Origin of the sequence: Bacillus sp. N13C7, assembly GCF_026790065.1 — a bacterium.
GTDB lineage: Bacteria > Bacillota > Bacilli > Bacillales > Bacillaceae > Bacillus.
In genome coordinates, this window is record NZ_JALAMO010000011.1 from 25397 (window position 1) to 40817 (window position 15421).

Genomic DNA, 15421 nt, shown 5'->3' on the forward strand with positions numbered 1-15421 from the left:
GTTACCCTCCAAGACGTGAGATCTTACATCATCATATAAGGATTCATATCAATTGAAATCATTACATGCTTTTGTTCAATTTCGCGTTTATAATGTTCCAGTATCCTCTTTAATAAAGCGGATAACTGGTTTTCCTGTTTGTATTTTATCACGCATTGATAGCGATATCTATCTTTGATCCTGGCTATCGGCGACGCGCTCGGTCCGAGAATTTTCGTGTCAGCTCCGCAGTTTGCTTTTAAAAAGTGGGTAATTTTTTCAGCTGTGACAGCAGCTTTCGCCACTTCCTCATGAGAAACAGTCACAAGAGCCAAATAGTAATAGGGCGGATAAGATTGCTCTCTCCTGTGCGCCATTTCATGCTGATAGAACGTTTCATAATCGTGCGTCTTCGTCAGCTGGACGCTGTAGTGGGATGGCGTGTACGTTTGAATGATGACGTGTCCGGGCTTTTCATGCCTGCCTGCCCGGCCGCTGACTTGCGTTAACAGCTGAAATGTTTTTTCGGCTGACCTGAAATCAGGAATATGAAGTGTTGTATCGGCACTTAGCACTCCGACAAGTGTGACATTCGGAAAATCAAGCCCTTTCGCGATCATTTGCGTTCCGAGAAGAATATCCGCTTTTCCTTCTCCGAAAACTGACAATAACTTTTCATGGGCGCCTTTCCGCGATGTCGTGTCAACATCCATCCGAATCACTCTCGCACTTGGCAGCACTTTTGTCAGCTCTTCCTCCACTCGCTGCGTTCCCGTTCCGAAAAAGCGGATATGCTCGCTTGCGCATTCGGGACAAGTATGCGGAACAGGCTCTTCATGTCCGCAATAATGGCATTTCAGCCTTTGGCCGTAACGATGGTACGTCATGGAAATGTCGCAGTGCGGGCATTGCGGGACATATCCGCAATCTCTGCACATCACAAAGGAAGAATAGCCCCTTTTATTTAAAAACAGGACAGCCTGCTCACCCTTGGCAATCGTTTCTTCAAGCTTTTCCATCAATTCAACTGAAAACATTGAACGATTGCCATTTCTGAGCTCCTCTCTCATATCGACAAGCGAAACCTCAGGCATCACCTGGCGGTTAACGCGATGCTTGAGCGAAAGAAGCTCGTACACACCCTTTTGCGCCCGCGCATATGACTCTAATGTTGGCGTAGCACTGCCTAGCACAACAGGACAGCTGTGATGCTCAGCCCGTTTGATTGCCACCTCTTTCGCATGATAGCGCGGCATTTCCTCTTGTTTATACGAGGATTCATGCTCTTCATCGATGATAATCATTCCGAGATTTTCAAACGGGGCAAAAATAGCCGACCTGGCGCCGACGACAAGCCGCACTTCCTTCCGGTGGATTTTACGCCACTCGTCATATTTTTCCCCTGTGGATAATCCGCTGTGCATGACTGCCACCTGAGAGCCGAAACGTCCCTTGAAGCGATTAACCATCTGCGGCGTCAGCGATATTTCCGGCACAAGGACGATGGCTTCTTTTCCTTTCGCCAGTACTTTTTCAATCGATTGCAGATAAATTTCCGTTTTTCCGCTTCCTGTCACGCCGTGAAGGAGGAACACTTTATGCTCATTGTTGTCCAATGTCTGACGTATTGGCTCAAAGGCTGCGCTCTGTTCGTCTGTCAACGGCAGCGGCTCTGTTTTTTTGAACATTTTGTCCTGATAGGGATCTCTGTAAACCTCTTCATACGTTTCCTTCAATAGCCCCTTTTGGATAAGTGTTTTAATGGTCGCAGAGCTCGCGTCCGTTTTTTTGCACAAATCTGCTGCAGGGATCTTTACACCTTCCGGCTCAGCGATGAAAAAGTGAAGAATTGCCTGCTGCTTGGCGGCTTGGCGGGATAGTCCCTCAGCCTGCTTGGCCAGCTCTTCTTTGCTTGCATTGGCCTGAATGTGTCTGACCATTTTTTTATTGGTTTTTTGCGCGACTTTATACGTCACGTCAATGCTGCCTTTTTGAACATGCTTTTGAATCATTTTCAGCGTATCATGATCGGGTATATCTGAATACAGCAGAGTCTTTGTTTCAGAAAACAGCCGTTCCACTTGCGGCGGAAGATCGGCGCCGTGTGCGATTTTTAACTCTTTTTCATATTTTGCCTTTAATGCGGCTGGCAGCATCGCTTGAAGCGCCGTTATTTTAAAAGACAGCGTTTTGTCGGACAGCCATGATGACAGATTCATAAGCTCCTCTGTCAAAACAGGTGTAAGATCTAATAAGTCCTCCACTTCCTTGACAGATTTCCCCGTGAGATCAGATGCTTCTTTGACAGCTGTCACAAACCCTTGAATTTTACGGGGGCCAAACGGAACAATGACCCGCATGCCCGTTTTGATCATGCCTTTGAGATGATCTGGGATTTTGTAATCAAAAGGCCTGTCTATATTTTTGGTGCTGACATCAACAATGACTTCGGCAAAATTCATGAGTGCTCTCCGGTTTGTTTTGAGAGGGCTGCAATTTCCTGAAGGATTTCAAAGGAAACATCAAGCTTAGACATGATCGGAAGCTCGCGTTTGCGCCCGTCTTTGAAAAAGATTGTCACGATATTCGTATCAGCACCAAAACCGGCTCCATTTGCTTTCACATCATTTGCCACAATCATATCAAGATTTTTGGAGGCGAGCTTTTTACGGGCATAGTGTTCAACGTCTTGGGTTTCAGCTGCAAATCCGACCAATAGCTGCTCCTGCTTTTTCTCGCCTAATTCTTTTAATATATCGACCGTTCTTTTCAGTTCTAAGGTCATGCCGCCGTCTTGTTTTTTCATTTTATGATCAAAAACTGTTTTCGGCGTAAAATCGGCTACCGCAGCTGTTTTGATGACAATATCGCTTGAGCCATACACAGAGAGCACCGCTTCGCGCATATCTGCAGCCGATTGAACAGGGATAAACTGAGCAAGGCCTTTAGGCTGATCAAGCGAAACAGGGCCAGAGATTAAGGTTACCCGCGCGCCGAGCTGGACAGCCGCCTCCGCTAATGCGTATCCCATTTTGCCCGTTGATTTATTGGTGAAAAATCGGACAGGATCAACCGCTTCCCTTGTCGGGCCAGCTGTGATAACTACATGTTTGCCTTCTAAAGGAGCGACTTTTTCGTCAGCAAAATGCTTTTCGGCCAGTTTCACGATATTTTCGGGTTCTTCCAATCTGCCTTTACCGACGTAACCGCATGCTAAATAGCCCTCACTAGGCTCGATAAAACGATAACCGTCCTGATAAAGGACAGAAATATTCCGTTTGACTGCCGGATGGTCATACATGTGAACGTTCATGGCCGGCGCGATCCAAACGGGGGCCGTCGTTGCTAACAATGTCGTCGTCAGCATATCATCAGCGATGCCGTTAGCCATTTTTCCAATCACATTAGCCGTAGCCGGCGCCACGATAACCAAGTCGGCCCAGTCTGCAGCATCAATATGAGAAATGACGCTTGGATTTTGTTCTTTAAATGTATCTGTATAGACTTCGTGGCGGCTCAATGCCTGAAATGTCAGCGGTGAAACGAATCGGCAAGCTGACTCAGTCATAATCACTTTGACATTTGCTCCTGCCTGAACAAGCTTGCTCGTTAATGCACAGGCTTTATAGACAGCGATGCCTCCGCTCACGCAAAGTAACACATTTCGATTGTTAAGCAATGAATTCTCCCCCTCTGCACTTTACAAAACCGCACGGAAAAAAATAACAACCTACATGATATAGGTTGCTACTTGTGCTACTATTCGCGGTCTTCCTTTTCAAACGAAAGCAGGCCTGCATCAATTTCTTCTAAAGCTTTGCCTACATATTTGTGTGAAATCGTATGTTCAATCATTTGGTCTTTTTTGATTTGCATTTCACGGGCACGTCTCGCAGAAACCGTCACGAGCGTGTATTTGGAATCTAATTTATTCATTAAAGAGTCAATTGACGGATCTAACATTTGTTATTCAACCTCCAGCATTTTCTTATATCTTGGTGCAACGCGCTCGCGCTTCAAATGTTCAGCGAGAACGATTGCTTTGATTTTATCGCAAGCCGTTTCGACATTATCGTTTTCAACGACATAATCATAAGCATCCATCATTTCGATCTCAGCTTTTGCGGCTTTCATTCGATTTTCAATGAGAGCGTCAGTTTCCGTTCCTCTTGTCACGATTCTGTTCTTCAGTTCAGAAAGGCTTGGAGGCGCAAGGAAAATAAACAGGCCTTCCGGGAAAGCATTTCTTACTTGAAGAGCCCCTTGAACTTCGATTTCTAAAAAGACGTCTTTTCCTTCTTGAAGCGTCTGTTCAACATAATCGACAGGCGTGCCGTAATAATTGCCGACATACTCCGCCCATTCAAGCAGCTTGTTGTCTGCAATCATTTGCTCAAATTCTTCTCTTGTTTTGAAAAAATAATCGACTCCGTTCACTTCGCCCTCACGCGGGTTTCTTGTGGTTACTGAAATCGAGTATTCAAATTTTGTGTCTTCCTGCGAAAAGATCGCTTGCCGAACCGTTCCTTTACCAACTCCTGAGGGACCTGAGAGAACGATTAATAACCCTCTTTCTTTCATGCGGCAACTATCCCTGCCCTTCATCCATAATTTCTTCTTTAACAGAAAGTCTGTGTGCAACTGTCTCAGGCTGGACGGCAGATAAGATAATGTGATCACTATCCATGACGACAACTGCACGGGTTCTTCGCCCGTATGTAGCGTCAATTAGCATTCCGCGGTCTCTTGCATCCTGGATCATCCGTTTGATTGGCGCAGACTCCGGGCTGACAATCGAAATCATCCGATTGGCGGAGATAATATTGCCAAATCCGATATTAATCAGTTTAATCGTCATCTTCTACGTTCCCCCTGTAAAATAGACGTCTCTAGTTTAGCCTAGTAAGACCGTCTGTAAACAATACGCACAGTCACTATTCTATATTTTGCACTTGTTCTTTTATTTTTTCAATAGAACTTTTCATTTCGACGACAAGCTTTGTGATCTGATGATCATTTGCTTTTGAGCCAATTGTATTTGCTTCCCGATTCAGCTCCTGAACGAGAAAGTCGAGTTTGCGCCCGACAGCTCCGCCTCCAGCTAATATATCACGAAACTGGGCAAAGTGGCTCTTCAGCCTTGTAATCTCTTCAGAGATATCAGAGCGGTCTGCAAAAATAGCGCATTCTGTTACAAGCCGGCTCTCGTCTAACACGTCTTCAGTCCATTCTTTTATTCTGGCGTACAGCCGTTCCCGGTAACGAGATACGACATCCGCTGCCAGCAATTCGGTCTCTTTCACCAGCTCTTCAAGCTGATCAATATGCAGCAGACAGTCTTTTGCTAAAAGCTGCCCTTCTTTTTCACGCATTTCACAGAGTTCTTTTACCGCTTCCTCTGCAGCAGCTGTGATTAACGCCTCCAGCTTGTCATTTTGCGCCTGTTCTTCATGAATCTGGACGACATGGTCAAGCTTAAAGAAATCCATTACATCAGGCTCTGCAGACAATTGATACCTTTTCTTCATTTCTCCCGCAGCTGCGACATATTCATCGAGCAGCGGCCAATCAATGTCAAGCCTTTTCTCAACAAGCATATCGCTGTCAACGGATACGAAAAGCTCAATTCTTCCGCGCTGGATATGCTGCAGAATGGTCTGTTTCAGCTTATCTTCAAAATATAGCAAAGGCCTTGGCAAACGAGCGTTCACTTCTTTAAATCTGTAGTTCACAGATTTAAGTTCAACGCTTACAGAGAGATCATCTTGTGTTTTGCTTGCACTGCCGAAGCCTGTCATACTTCGTATCATTTTAAAACACCCAATTCTTCCCTGTTCTCATAATAAAAGGGCAATAGACATGCTATTACCCCTAAGATTATATCATATGAATTTATTTTTTTCTTGTCAAAAGTGACCCAGCCAGCAAAAAAGTAGGGATGGCGGACATACCGATGACAAGCATCCAGTCTCCCGGCGTGATGGCAACCGTATGGAAAATCGGTTGAAGCGGCGGATAATAGATCACGACTAGCATCAGCAAAATTGATGACAATACCGCGCCGAGTAAGTACAGATTTTCAAACGGATTTCTGGAAAAAACAGAGGTTTCGCTGCGGCAGTCAAAAACGTGAATAAGCTGAGCCAGCACCAATGTGGCAAACGCGATCGTCTGAGCATAAGCCAAATTCTCCGGATTCCGGTGATATACAATGATAAAGGCTAAAATAGTGGCAGCCCCGATTAAAAATCCCCTGGATACGACCTTCCATCCAAGCTTGCGGGCAAACACCCCTTCTTTCGGATGACGCGGCTTCCGTTTCATCACGTCTCCTTCCGGCTGATCCATGCCGAGCGCCATTGCCGGCAATCCGTCCGTCACCAAGTTGACCCATAAAATCTGAATTGGCACGAGCGGCAACGGAAGGGCAAGCAGCATTGCAAACAGCATGACAAGAATTTCTCCGACGTTAGACGCCAGCAGGTACCGAATAAACTTTCTGATATTTTCATAGATGTTTCTGCCCTCTTTTATGGCTGATTTGATCGTCGCAAAATTATCGTCCACAAGAACAAGAGATGACGCTTCTTTGGCCACATCTGTCCCGGTAATGCCCATAGAGACTCCGATATCGGCTTGTTTAATGGCAGGAGCATCATTAACGCCGTCTCCCGTCATCGCCACAATATGCCCGTTCTCCTGATAGGCTTTTACGATTTTTAGTTTATGCTCAGGAGAAACGCGGGCAAATACATACACATCCTCCACTACATGAGAAAGCTCTTCCTGGGAAAGTTCGTTCAGCATCTGTCCGTCCATGATTTTGCCGCTTTTCGGGAGGAGACGCAAATCTTTCGCAATCGCTTTCGCGGTCTCCACATGATCGCCTGTAATCATGACGGTTTTAATTCCCGCTTCACGGCATTCTTTAATTGCCTGTCTGACTTCCGGCCGCGGCGGATCAATAATGCCCGAAAGGCCGAGCATCGTCAAATCTTTTTCAGCCTGCTCCATAGACGGTGTTTCCCCTGCTTTTATCGGCCTGTAGGCAACTGCTATCGTTCTGAGCGCCTGGGAGGCCAACTGTCTTAATACCGCCTCAGTTTCTGCTTTTCTCTCATTAGAGTAAAGTGCCGCTGAGCCGTCATAATAAATACGGGAAGAGCGCTGCATCAGCACATCCGGTGCACCTTTTGTAATGATATACCGCTTTCTGTCCTGATCCTCGACAATGACAGTCATCATTTTCCGTGCAGAATCAAACGGAAACTCTTCAATCACCCGGTAATGAGATTCAACAAATTCCTTTGAAAAACCGCCTTTTCTTGCTGCGGTGAGCAGCGCTCCCTCCGTTGGATCTCCATCAAGCACATATTCGCCATTTCTTCTCTCAATATTGGAGTTGTTACACAGCGCGCCGAACAGCAGCATTTGCTGAAGCGGCGCATGCTCATTCACACTGATCTCTTTTTCGTTTAGTGTGAAGCTTCCTTTCGGTTCATAGCCGGCTCCAGTTACTCTCCATGTTTTTCCTCCAGACCAGACATGTGTCACTGTCATTTTGTTCTGCGTCATTGTCCCTGTTTTATCTGAACAAATAATAGAAGCACACCCAAGCGTTTCAACCGCAGGCAGCTTTCTTACGATTGATTTTTGCTTAATCATCCGCTGTACGCCTAGCGACAGCGCCACTGTCACAATCGCCGGGAGTCCCTCCGGAATAGCGGCAACTGCTAACGACACACCCGCTAAAAACATGCTGTACAGATCGTGCCCCTGAATGACACCGACAGCAACGACAAGTACGGTCAAAAGCAACGCAACAACAATTAAAATCTTTCCAAGCTGCTCCAGTCTTCTTTGCAGCGGGGTTGACAGTGTTCCTGCCGATTCCAGCATGTCGGCAATTTTCCCCATTGCCGTATTCATTCCTGTGCCAACGACGACTCCGACACCGCTGCCGCGGGTCACAATGGTTCCCATAAATGCCATATTCGTAATATCGCCGAGTGAAACATCCGGTTTTTTCAATTTATCGGCATGCTTCACAACTGGGATTGATTCCCCGGTCAGCGCTGATTCTTCTATTTCAAGGCTTTTCGCTTCGACAATTCGAACGTCTGCACCAATCCTGTCCCCGCTTGTAAATTTCACAATATCACCCGGCACAAGCTCCTTAGAAGGAACCTTTGTCCAGCTTCCTTCTCTGAGCGCCATAACATGTGGTGTTGAAAGCTCTTTTAAAGCCTGAAGAGATTGCTCAGCACGCCTTTCTTGAAAGAAACCGAGTATGCCATTCACAAACACAATCGCAATAATCGCAACCGCGTCTACGTATTCGCCAAGAAATCCTGAGATTAACGTTGCCGCCAGAAGCACAAGCACCATAAAATCTTTGAACTGCGCCAAAAACAAAAGAAGCGCTGATGTTTTTTTTCCCTCTTGCAGCTCGTTTGGTCCATGCTTATCGAGGCGTTTTTTCACCTCTTTTTCTGTTAATCCTTGTTTCATGGACGTGTTGGTTGCCTCTAGTAAATCTGTTTGTCCCATTTCATGAAACTTCATTCCGCTCGTCCACTCCCCTGCGCTCATATAGAGATATCACTCTATAAGCATGCTTATTCTGACTCGTCCCATTTCATGCTATAATTATCGAATGCAGGAAGAATGAGAGGGTGTTTTGATATGTCGTTTGATGGCATGTTTACATACGGAATGACACACGAGCTTAATGAGAAAATGATGGGCGGGCGAATTACAAAAGTCCATCAGCCATATAAACACGATGTGATTTTTCACATCCGTGCCAACGGAAAAAACCAAAAACTATTATTATCGGCACACCCGAGCTATTCACGGGTGCATATCACGACGCAAGCTTATGAAAACCCAAGCGAACCGCCAATGTTTTGCATGCTGCTGAGAAAGCATATCGAAGGCGGATTTATTGAGAAAATTGAACAGGCCGGCTTAGACCGCATTATGATTTTTCATATTAAAAGCCGGAACGAAATTGGCGATGAAACCGTTCGAAAGCTTTATGTAGAAATTATGGGCCGCCACAGCAATATCATTTTGACAGACGCTGCAGAAAATGTGATCATCGACGGGCTTAAGCATTTATCACCGTCAATGAACAGCTACCGTACTGTACTGCCCGGCTACGGCTATAAGCTTCCGCCGGCCCAGGACAAAATCTCACCGCTTGAGGCGACAGAAGACGATATTTTACGTCATCTCAGTTTTCAAGAAGGAAGGCTGGATAAACAAATTGTCGACCACTTTTCGGGTGTGTCTCCGCTTTTTGCCAAAGAAGCGGTTCACAGAGCGGGCCTGACCAACAAAGTCACACTGCCAAAAGCACTGCTAGAACTGTTTGCTGAAGTAAAAGAGCACCGCTTTATTCCCAACATTACGACTGTAAGCGGAAAGGACTATTTTTATCTGCTGGAGCTGACTCATCTAAATGGCGAAGCGCGCCGGTTTGATTCATTAAGTGAGCTGCTTGACCGTTTTTATTTTGGAAAAGCTGAACGAGACCGGGTTAAGCAGCAGGCCCAGGACCTTGAACGGTTTGTTGTCAATGAACGGAAGAAGAATGCCAACAAAATCAAAAAACTAGAGAAAACACTGGAGTATTCGGAACAGGCGAAGGAATTTCAGCTATACGGAGAGCTTTTAACTGCTAATTTATATATGCTGAAAAAAGGTGATAAGCAGGCTGAGGTTATCAACTATTACGATGAAGAAAGTCCAACCATCACCATTCCTTTAAACCCGAACAAAACGCCTTCCGAAAACGCACAGGCCTACTTCACAAGGTATCAGAAAGCGAAAAATTCAGTCGCAGTTGTTGAGGAGCAAATCAGGCTGGCACAGGAAGAGGTCGAATACTTTGACCAGCTGATTCAGCAGCTTTCGTCCGCCTCTCCTCGAGATATCAGCGAAATCAGGGAGGAGCTTGTGGAGGGTAAATATTTACGCCCTAAGCAGCAAAAAGGACAGAAAAAACAAAAACCGCACAACCCTGTTTTAGAAACATATGAATCCTCTTCGGGCTTGACGATTTTAGTAGGTAAAAACAACCGACAAAATGAATATTTAACGACAAGAGCAGCAGCCAGAGATGACATTTGGCTTCACACGAAGGATATTCCCGGCTCCCACGTTGTGATCAGAAGCAGCGAACCGGATGAGCAAACAATCATTGAAGCCGCGACAATTGCAGCTTATTATTCGAAAGCTAAAGATTCAAGTTCAGTGCCTGTAGATTATACAAAAATCAGGCATGTCAAAAAACCGAACGGCGCGAAGCCCGGCTTCGTCACCTATGACAGCCAGCACACCGTCTTTGTCACACCTGATGCTGATACTGTCATCAAGCTGAAAAAAAGCTGAATCCATAAAGAAAAGCCAGAGCATTGAATGCTCTGGCTTATTTCTTTCTTCTCACTTGATAAAGCCTGTCAACTTCAGCAACAAAATTGCCGTCAATCAGCTCATCCACTTTTCCAGCCAGTTCCTTTGTATGCTTTGGACTGGCTCCGTTTGTAGAAACAGACACCGTAACATGCCCTCTTTTTACGATTTTCGGCATGTACACGTTGCCAAGCTCAGCTTCACTGACACAATTGACAAGCTGAAAAGGTGAAGCGGTTTGAGCAATTTCTTTGTTCACTGCCGCATTATCCGTCGCGGCAATAATCAAAAAAGCATCGAGATAGTCTTCTTTTTCAATCGTGCGGCTGGCCCATCTGATGCGGCGGTTGTCTGCCAACTCCTTGATTTCCGGTTCAACATCTGGACTGACAAGCGTAATATCAGCTCCCTCAGAAAGTACCGTTTTCAGCCTTCTGAGAGCAATGGTGCCGCCCCCCGCAATGACAACCTTTTTCTTTTCCAGGCTAATGTGCAGCGGAAGCATATGAATCTCCGTCAAAATCAAATTGCCCCTCATGGTTTGCGGCGGTTTCTCTCACACGGTTTAAAAATGCGTTTTTCACATGGGGGTGGAAACCGATATAGGAAGAGAGGTAGACATTCGGATTTTCAGCTTTTAATACCTGAACCTCTCGCTCTATTTCATTCATCAGCATACCTGTAAAGAGCAAATAGGGAACAACAAAGGTTGTCATGCCGTCATCTTTTTTAAGCTCTGAAAAAATCTCTTTATAACTCGGGCCGCATGCTGTCAAAAAGCACGGGATGACTTCCTTGACCGGAATCATGTGTTGAAGAAGATTGGCAATGCCGGTTACGTCTCTTTTTACAGCGGGATCTGAACTGCCCCTCCCGATAAGCACGACTCTGGCATTTTCATACGGAACACCTATATCTTTTATTCTATGATATACAGCTTTGACTACTTCCTCATCAATTCCGATCGGCCTTCCGTATGAAATGCGGACTGAAGGATATCGGGATGCAGCATGCGCAATTTCTTCCGGTATATCATGTTTTGCATGGGCAGCTGTTAAAAGAAGCAGAGGCACCACTGCAATATGAGTGGCGCCTTGCTTTACACATGCTTCAAACCCTGTCTCAATTGTCGGCTCCTGAAGCTCCAAAAAGCTGATTTCCTGTATAGGCGCAGAGATGTGCGCCTTGCATCCTTCCAAGAAGGCGGCGGCTTCTTGCTGCGCCTTTTTTACCCGGCTGCCGTGACCGACATATAAAATTGCTTGTTTCATTTTACAACGCCTCGCTTAAATCTTGTTTTTTCAGTTCAGATTCAAACCATTCCAGCTTATAGTGATAATTTACAACATTTCCAATGACAATTAAACTCGGATTTTTAATGTCTTCTTTTATCACTGTTTCTGAAAGGGTGTCAACTGTACAAAAAACAGATTTTTGCTTGTCCGTTGTTCCCCAGTGAATAAAGGCTGCAGGCGTAGAACCGTCTCGCCCGTTTTCAAGGAGTTTTTTTTCGATTTGCTTCACGTTTTTGATACCCATATAGATGACAAGTGTATCAATTCCCGTGGCCAGCGCTTTCCACTTTTCCTCAAAATCTTCTTCTTTTTTATAATGACCCGTTACAAAAGCGACGTTAGAGCCCGCATCCCGATGAGTAACAGGAATCCCGGCATAAGCGGCTGCCGCAATTCCTGACGTAATACCTGGGATGATTTCAAACGGAATTCCGTTTTCAGAGAGACATTCCGCTTCTTCTCCCCCCCTGCCGAACACAAAAGGGTCTCCGCCTTTCAGTCTGACAACGGTTTTCCCTTTTTGCGCATACTTTACAAGAAACCGATTGATGGTTTCTTGCTTCATCGTATGAAAATCTGGAAGCTTCCCGCAGTAGATCAGGTCTGCTTGCTCTTTGGCATATTGTAAAATCTCTTTATTTACTAATCTGTCGTATAAGATGACATCAGCTTTTTTAATGGCTTTCAGCGCTTTAATTGTCAGCAGATCAGGATCACCGGGACCCGCTCCTACAATATATACTTTCCCCATCGTATTTCCCCCGATCTATTCGAGTTCTTCCAGAACATTCGCTGTGATGTTATTCTCGCTTGCATTCCGGCATCTGAGAAGAACACAGCAGATCATATTTAGCTCAATTGCTGTTTGACAAACTCGATCAGCTGGTTTTTGCACGCTTCACGGTCATGCTGTCCTGAATCAAGAACAAGTTCCGGTGCTTCCGGCTCTTCATAAGGAGAATCGATTCCAGTGAAGAACGGAATTTCCCCGTTTCTTGCTTTTTTGTAGAGCCCTTTCGGATCTCTTTGTTCACAAATATCTAGGTCGCATTTAATGTATACCTCATGGAATTCGCCTGCTTCTACAAGCTGGCGTACCTGTTCTCTGTCCTCGCGGAAAGGTGAGATAAAAGCAGTAATGACAATTGTGCCCTGCTGAACAAAAAGCTTTGCCACCTCTCCGATTCGGCGGATGTTTTCCTTTCGGTCTTCATCAGAAAACCCAAGGTCTTTATTTAAGCCGTGACGGATATTATCCCCGTCCAGCACAATCACCTGATAGCCCTGCTCAAACAATTCTCTCGCAGCGGCATTGGCAATGGTTGATTTGCCCGAACCGCTTAATCCTGTCAGCCAGAGAATGGAGCTTTTGTGCTTGTTTTTTTTCTGATATTCTTCTTTTGTAATAGAGGCTTCATGCCATACGATATCGCGATTTGTCACTGCCAGTCCCCCTTAAGATACGCCTGCTTCTTCTTTTTTCTTCATCCCTCTGATTAACACTTCTACGACCTCTGCGCGGCTGAATTCTGCAGGAGGCAGCACACCGTCTCTCAGCATGCCTCTTACCTTCGTGCCTGATAAAATGACGTGATGCTCTCGGCCATGAGGGCAAGTTTTCGCTGTTCCCATATTTCCGCATTTTTCACAGAAGAAACTGTGCTCGAATTTCAGCGGTGTAATGCCGAGTTCTTCAGGTTTAAAGGTATCAAAAAGCTCCTGTGCCTCGTATGTTCCGTAATAGTCACCTACACCTGCGTGATCGCGGCCGACGATGAAATGCGTGCAGCCGTAGTTCTTTCTGACAAGCGCATGGAAAATTGCTTCTCTCGGCCCTGCATAACGCATCGCCGCTAAGAAGACACCGAGAAATACGCGCTCTTTCGGGTAATAATTGTTAAGAAGCACCTGGTAGCTTTCCATGCGAACATCAGCTGGGATGTCATCAGATTTTGTTTCGCCTACCAGCGGGTTCAAAAACAAGCCGTCTACTGTTTCAAGAGCAGTTTTTTGAATATATTCATGCGCTCTGTGAACAGGGTTTCTTGTTTGGAAACCGACAATGGTTTCCCAGCCTTTTTCCGCAAACTGGCGTCTTGTTTCCGCCGGTTCGAACGTAAACTCTGGGAACTGTTTTGAAGCTTTTTTAATCAATGTGATCGGTCCGCCGACATATGTATCGCCGCGGCTGAACAGCTTTTTAACACCCGGGTGTTCCTGATCATCCGTTTTATACACATTAACAGCCTCTTTTTGTTTGTCAGGCACATACAGGTCTTCAATTTGGATAACACCGTATGTTTCTCCTTCATACGTCAGCTTGACCGTTTCACCGACTGACAGTTCCGCTGCTTTTTGCGCGTTCACCGGAAGCGTGATCGGAAGAGACCAGACAACACCGGAAGAAAGACGCATGTTTTCGACAACAGATACGTAATCTTTTTCATTAAAGAAACCTTCGATTGGGCTGTACGCACCGATTCCGATTAATTCTAAATCTGCAAAAGAAATCAAATCAAGTTCGATTTCTTTTTGAATACTGCTTACATCATACGATTCATCTACTCTGTTTACTAATGTTCCTCCGTGTGGTGCTAAGCTCATACTATCCATCTCCTCCTATTTAACATATAAAATTACTCAGATTAATAATCAGATTCCCCCGCCTTGTTCGTGGACAGAGCGTCTCTCTTTACGTATGGCCTTCGTCAGGCTGACCGCACCGCCCGCCGCTAAAAGCACGCTTACCATGATAAAGATTGAATAATAATCCGCTTTTAAAAACAATGATACAAGCAGATAAGAAATCGATAAAGATAAAAACGGCGATACAATCCATACCTTCAGCATCGTTTGAACAACCTGTTTATGGAACACGTTCGGACCGTTTTTGGCCATGCCTATTCCGATAATAGACGATGACGTGACTTGCGCCAAGGGCACCGGCATCCCAAATACTGAACTGACGATCACCAGACCCGCTCCTGTACCGGATAAGAGAATGCCTTCCCCTTTTGAGAATCTCGTGATTTTCTTTCCGTTTGTTTCTAACACACGCCGGCCTAATAACAGCGCGCCAAGAGCAACAAAAGCTCCCCCGTACAAGGTTCCCTTTGCGACATCAAGCACACCCGCCGCTACCAACGGGCCAACAGCATTGGCCACGTTATTCATGCCGGCAGAGAATGCCTCGAAAAATCCGGCAACTAACAAAACAATGCCGAGGATTTTTTGCTTTTTAGCAGATTTAATTTCAATCTTTAAAAAACTAAACAGCTTTGAAACCAAATAGGTAAAGCCGAAAGCAAACAGCGGGACAAAAACCCAAAACGCCACAATGACCAGAAGATTGTTCACAAACAATACTTTGTAAGCCACTCCCACTCCGACAACCGCGCCGACTGTTACTTCACTTGTCGACAAAGGAATGCCGAGCAGATTAGCCGTAAAGAGCGACAGCGCAGCGGCTCCAATAATGATGCAAACAATCGGCAGTGTAATCGTCTGCTCGGGGATAATGCCGGAGCTGATGGTTTTTACAACCTCGCCTCCGCCAATGACCGCCCCGGCCAGCACACCGACTGCACATATGATCAAAGCGTAGGTTTTCTTTTTGATGGCTCCAGAGCCGTAAGCAACTCCCATCGAAGCCGCAGCGCCGCTTGCACCAATATTCATTGCGAAAAACAAGCTAAATAAAATAGCGGCTAGTTCCATTTTGCAGCTCC

General features: G+C 45.6%; 14 protein-coding genes. 1 reads left to right on the forward strand and 13 read right to left on the reverse strand.

Annotation, left to right across the window (positions count from 1 at the left end; translation table 11 throughout):
* Positions 1-23: 23 nt before the first annotated feature.
* The 7 genes from priA to MOB98_RS13470 form a co-directional block, all read right to left on the reverse strand.
* Complete coding sequence (priA, locus tag MOB98_RS13440) at positions 24-2441, reverse strand: primosomal protein N' (RefSeq protein WP_268367106.1); 2418 nt, start codon at positions 2439-2441, stop codon at positions 24-26.
* A complete protein-coding gene (coaBC, locus tag MOB98_RS13445) occupies positions 2438-3658 on the reverse strand; it encodes a bifunctional phosphopantothenoylcysteine decarboxylase/phosphopantothenate--cysteine ligase CoaBC (protein ID WP_268367107.1) in 1221 nt (406 codons plus the stop codon). The genes priA and coaBC overlap by 4 nt, the downstream gene beginning before the upstream one ends.
* Positions 3659-3738: 80 nt before the next feature.
* Complete coding sequence (gene rpoZ / locus MOB98_RS13450; protein WP_003221520.1) at positions 3739-3942, reverse strand: DNA-directed RNA polymerase subunit omega; 204 nt, start codon at positions 3940-3942, stop codon at positions 3739-3741.
* Positions 3943-3945: 3 nt separating this feature from the next.
* Positions 3946-4560 carry a guanylate kinase gene (gene gmk / locus MOB98_RS13455; RefSeq protein ID WP_268358670.1) on the reverse strand — a complete coding sequence of 205 codons (615 nt, stop codon included), beginning with the start codon at positions 4558-4560 and terminating at the stop codon, positions 3946-3948.
* Positions 4561-4567: 7 nt separating this feature from the next.
* The gene (gene remA, locus MOB98_RS13460) at positions 4568-4837 is read right to left on the reverse strand and encodes an extracellular matrix/biofilm regulator RemA (RefSeq protein WP_003154355.1); all 270 of its coding nucleotides are present in this window, start codon (positions 4835-4837) and stop codon (positions 4568-4570) included.
* Between the two features lie 76 nt (positions 4838-4913).
* Positions 4914-5789, reverse strand: coding sequence for a YicC/YloC family endoribonuclease (locus MOB98_RS13465; RefSeq protein WP_268358669.1), 876 nt, complete (start codon positions 5787-5789; stop codon positions 4914-4916).
* An 82-nt stretch (positions 5790-5871) separates the two neighbouring features.
* A complete protein-coding gene (locus tag MOB98_RS13470) occupies positions 5872-8544 on the reverse strand; it encodes a calcium-translocating P-type ATPase, SERCA-type (protein WP_268358668.1) in 2673 nt (890 codons plus the stop codon).
* A gap of 120 nt (positions 8545-8664) precedes the next feature.
* Here MOB98_RS13470 and rqcH point away from each other — a divergent pair, with 120 nt between their 5' ends.
* Positions 8665-10377, forward strand: a complete 1713-nt coding sequence (gene rqcH, locus MOB98_RS13475) for a tRNA modification protein RqcH (protein WP_268358667.1) — start codon at positions 8665-8667, stop codon at positions 10375-10377.
* Between the two features lie 37 nt (positions 10378-10414).
* Here the strand turns inward: rqcH and sirC are convergent, their stop codons facing one another.
* The 6 genes from sirC to cysP all read right to left on the reverse strand — a co-directional run bounded on the left by sirC (position 10415) and on the right by cysP (position 15410).
* Entirely contained in the window at positions 10415-10903 is a 489-nt protein-coding gene (gene sirC / locus MOB98_RS13480; RefSeq protein ID WP_268362005.1) for a precorrin-2 dehydrogenase/sirohydrochlorin ferrochelatase family protein, read from the reverse strand.
* Entirely contained in the window at positions 10884-11669 is a 786-nt protein-coding gene (gene sirB, locus MOB98_RS13485) for a sirohydrochlorin chelatase (RefSeq protein ID WP_268361965.1), read from the reverse strand. The genes sirC and sirB overlap by 20 nt, the downstream gene beginning before the upstream one ends.
* A gap of 1 nt (position 11670) precedes the next feature.
* Positions 11671-12444 carry a uroporphyrinogen-III C-methyltransferase gene (gene cobA, locus MOB98_RS13490; RefSeq protein WP_268361967.1) on the reverse strand — a complete coding sequence of 258 codons (774 nt, stop codon included), beginning with the start codon at positions 12442-12444 and terminating at the stop codon, positions 11671-11673.
* Positions 12445-12542: 98 nt separating this feature from the next.
* On the reverse strand, positions 12543-13136 hold the full coding sequence (gene cysC / locus MOB98_RS13495; protein WP_268361969.1) for an adenylyl-sulfate kinase: 594 nt from the start codon (positions 13134-13136) through the stop codon (positions 12543-12545).
* Between the two features lie 12 nt (positions 13137-13148).
* Positions 13149-14297 (reverse strand): sulfate adenylyltransferase, encoded by a 1149-nt coding sequence (sat, locus tag MOB98_RS13500; protein WP_268361971.1) that lies wholly within the window; start codon positions 14295-14297, stop codon positions 13149-13151.
* 48 nt (positions 14298-14345) lie between these two features.
* Positions 14346-15410: a sulfate permease gene (gene cysP, locus MOB98_RS13505; protein ID WP_268361973.1), complete on the reverse strand. Its 1065-nt coding sequence runs from the start codon at positions 15408-15410 to the stop codon at positions 14346-14348.
* Positions 15411-15421 lie beyond the last annotated feature (11 nt).

What these genes read in the sequence shown, in the direction of transcription:
- priA (WP_268367106.1), bottom strand. Translation starts at nt 2,441, where the DNA reads ATGAATTTTGCCGAAGTCATTGTTGATGTCAGCACCAAAAATATAGAC.
- rpoZ (WP_003221520.1), bottom strand. Translation starts at nt 3,942, where the DNA reads ATGTTAGATCCGTCAATTGACTCTTTAATGAATAAATTAGATTCCAAA.
- gmk (WP_268358670.1), bottom strand. Translation starts at nt 4,560, where the DNA reads ATGAAAGAAAGAGGGTTATTAATCGTTCTCTCAGGTCCCTCAGGAGTT.
- remA (WP_003154355.1), bottom strand. Translation starts at nt 4,837, where the DNA reads ATGACGATTAAACTGATTAATATCGGATTTGGCAATATTATCTCCGCC.
- MOB98_RS13465 (WP_268358669.1), bottom strand. Translation starts at nt 5,789, where the DNA reads ATGATACGAAGTATGACAGGCTTCGGCAGTGCAAGCAAAACACAAGAT.
- MOB98_RS13470 (WP_268358668.1), bottom strand. Translation starts at nt 8,544, where the DNA reads ATGAAGTTTCATGAAATGGGACAAACAGATTTACTAGAGGCAACCAAC.
- rqcH (WP_268358667.1), top strand. Translation starts at nt 8,665, where the DNA reads ATGTCGTTTGATGGCATGTTTACATACGGAATGACACACGAGCTTAAT.
- sirC (WP_268362005.1), bottom strand. Translation starts at nt 10,903, where the DNA reads ATGCTTCCGCTGCACATTAGCCTGGAAAAGAAAAAGGTTGTCATTGCG.
- sirB (WP_268361965.1), bottom strand. Translation starts at nt 11,669, where the DNA reads ATGAAACAAGCAATTTTATATGTCGGTCACGGCAGCCGGGTAAAAAAG.
- cobA (WP_268361967.1), bottom strand. Translation starts at nt 12,444, where the DNA reads ATGGGGAAAGTATATATTGTAGGAGCGGGTCCCGGTGATCCTGATCTG.
- sat (WP_268361971.1), bottom strand. Translation starts at nt 14,297, where the DNA reads ATGAGCTTAGCACCACACGGAGGAACATTAGTAAACAGAGTAGATGAA.
- cysP (WP_268361973.1), bottom strand. Translation starts at nt 15,410, where the DNA reads ATGGAACTAGCCGCTATTTTATTTAGCTTGTTTTTCGCAATGAATATT.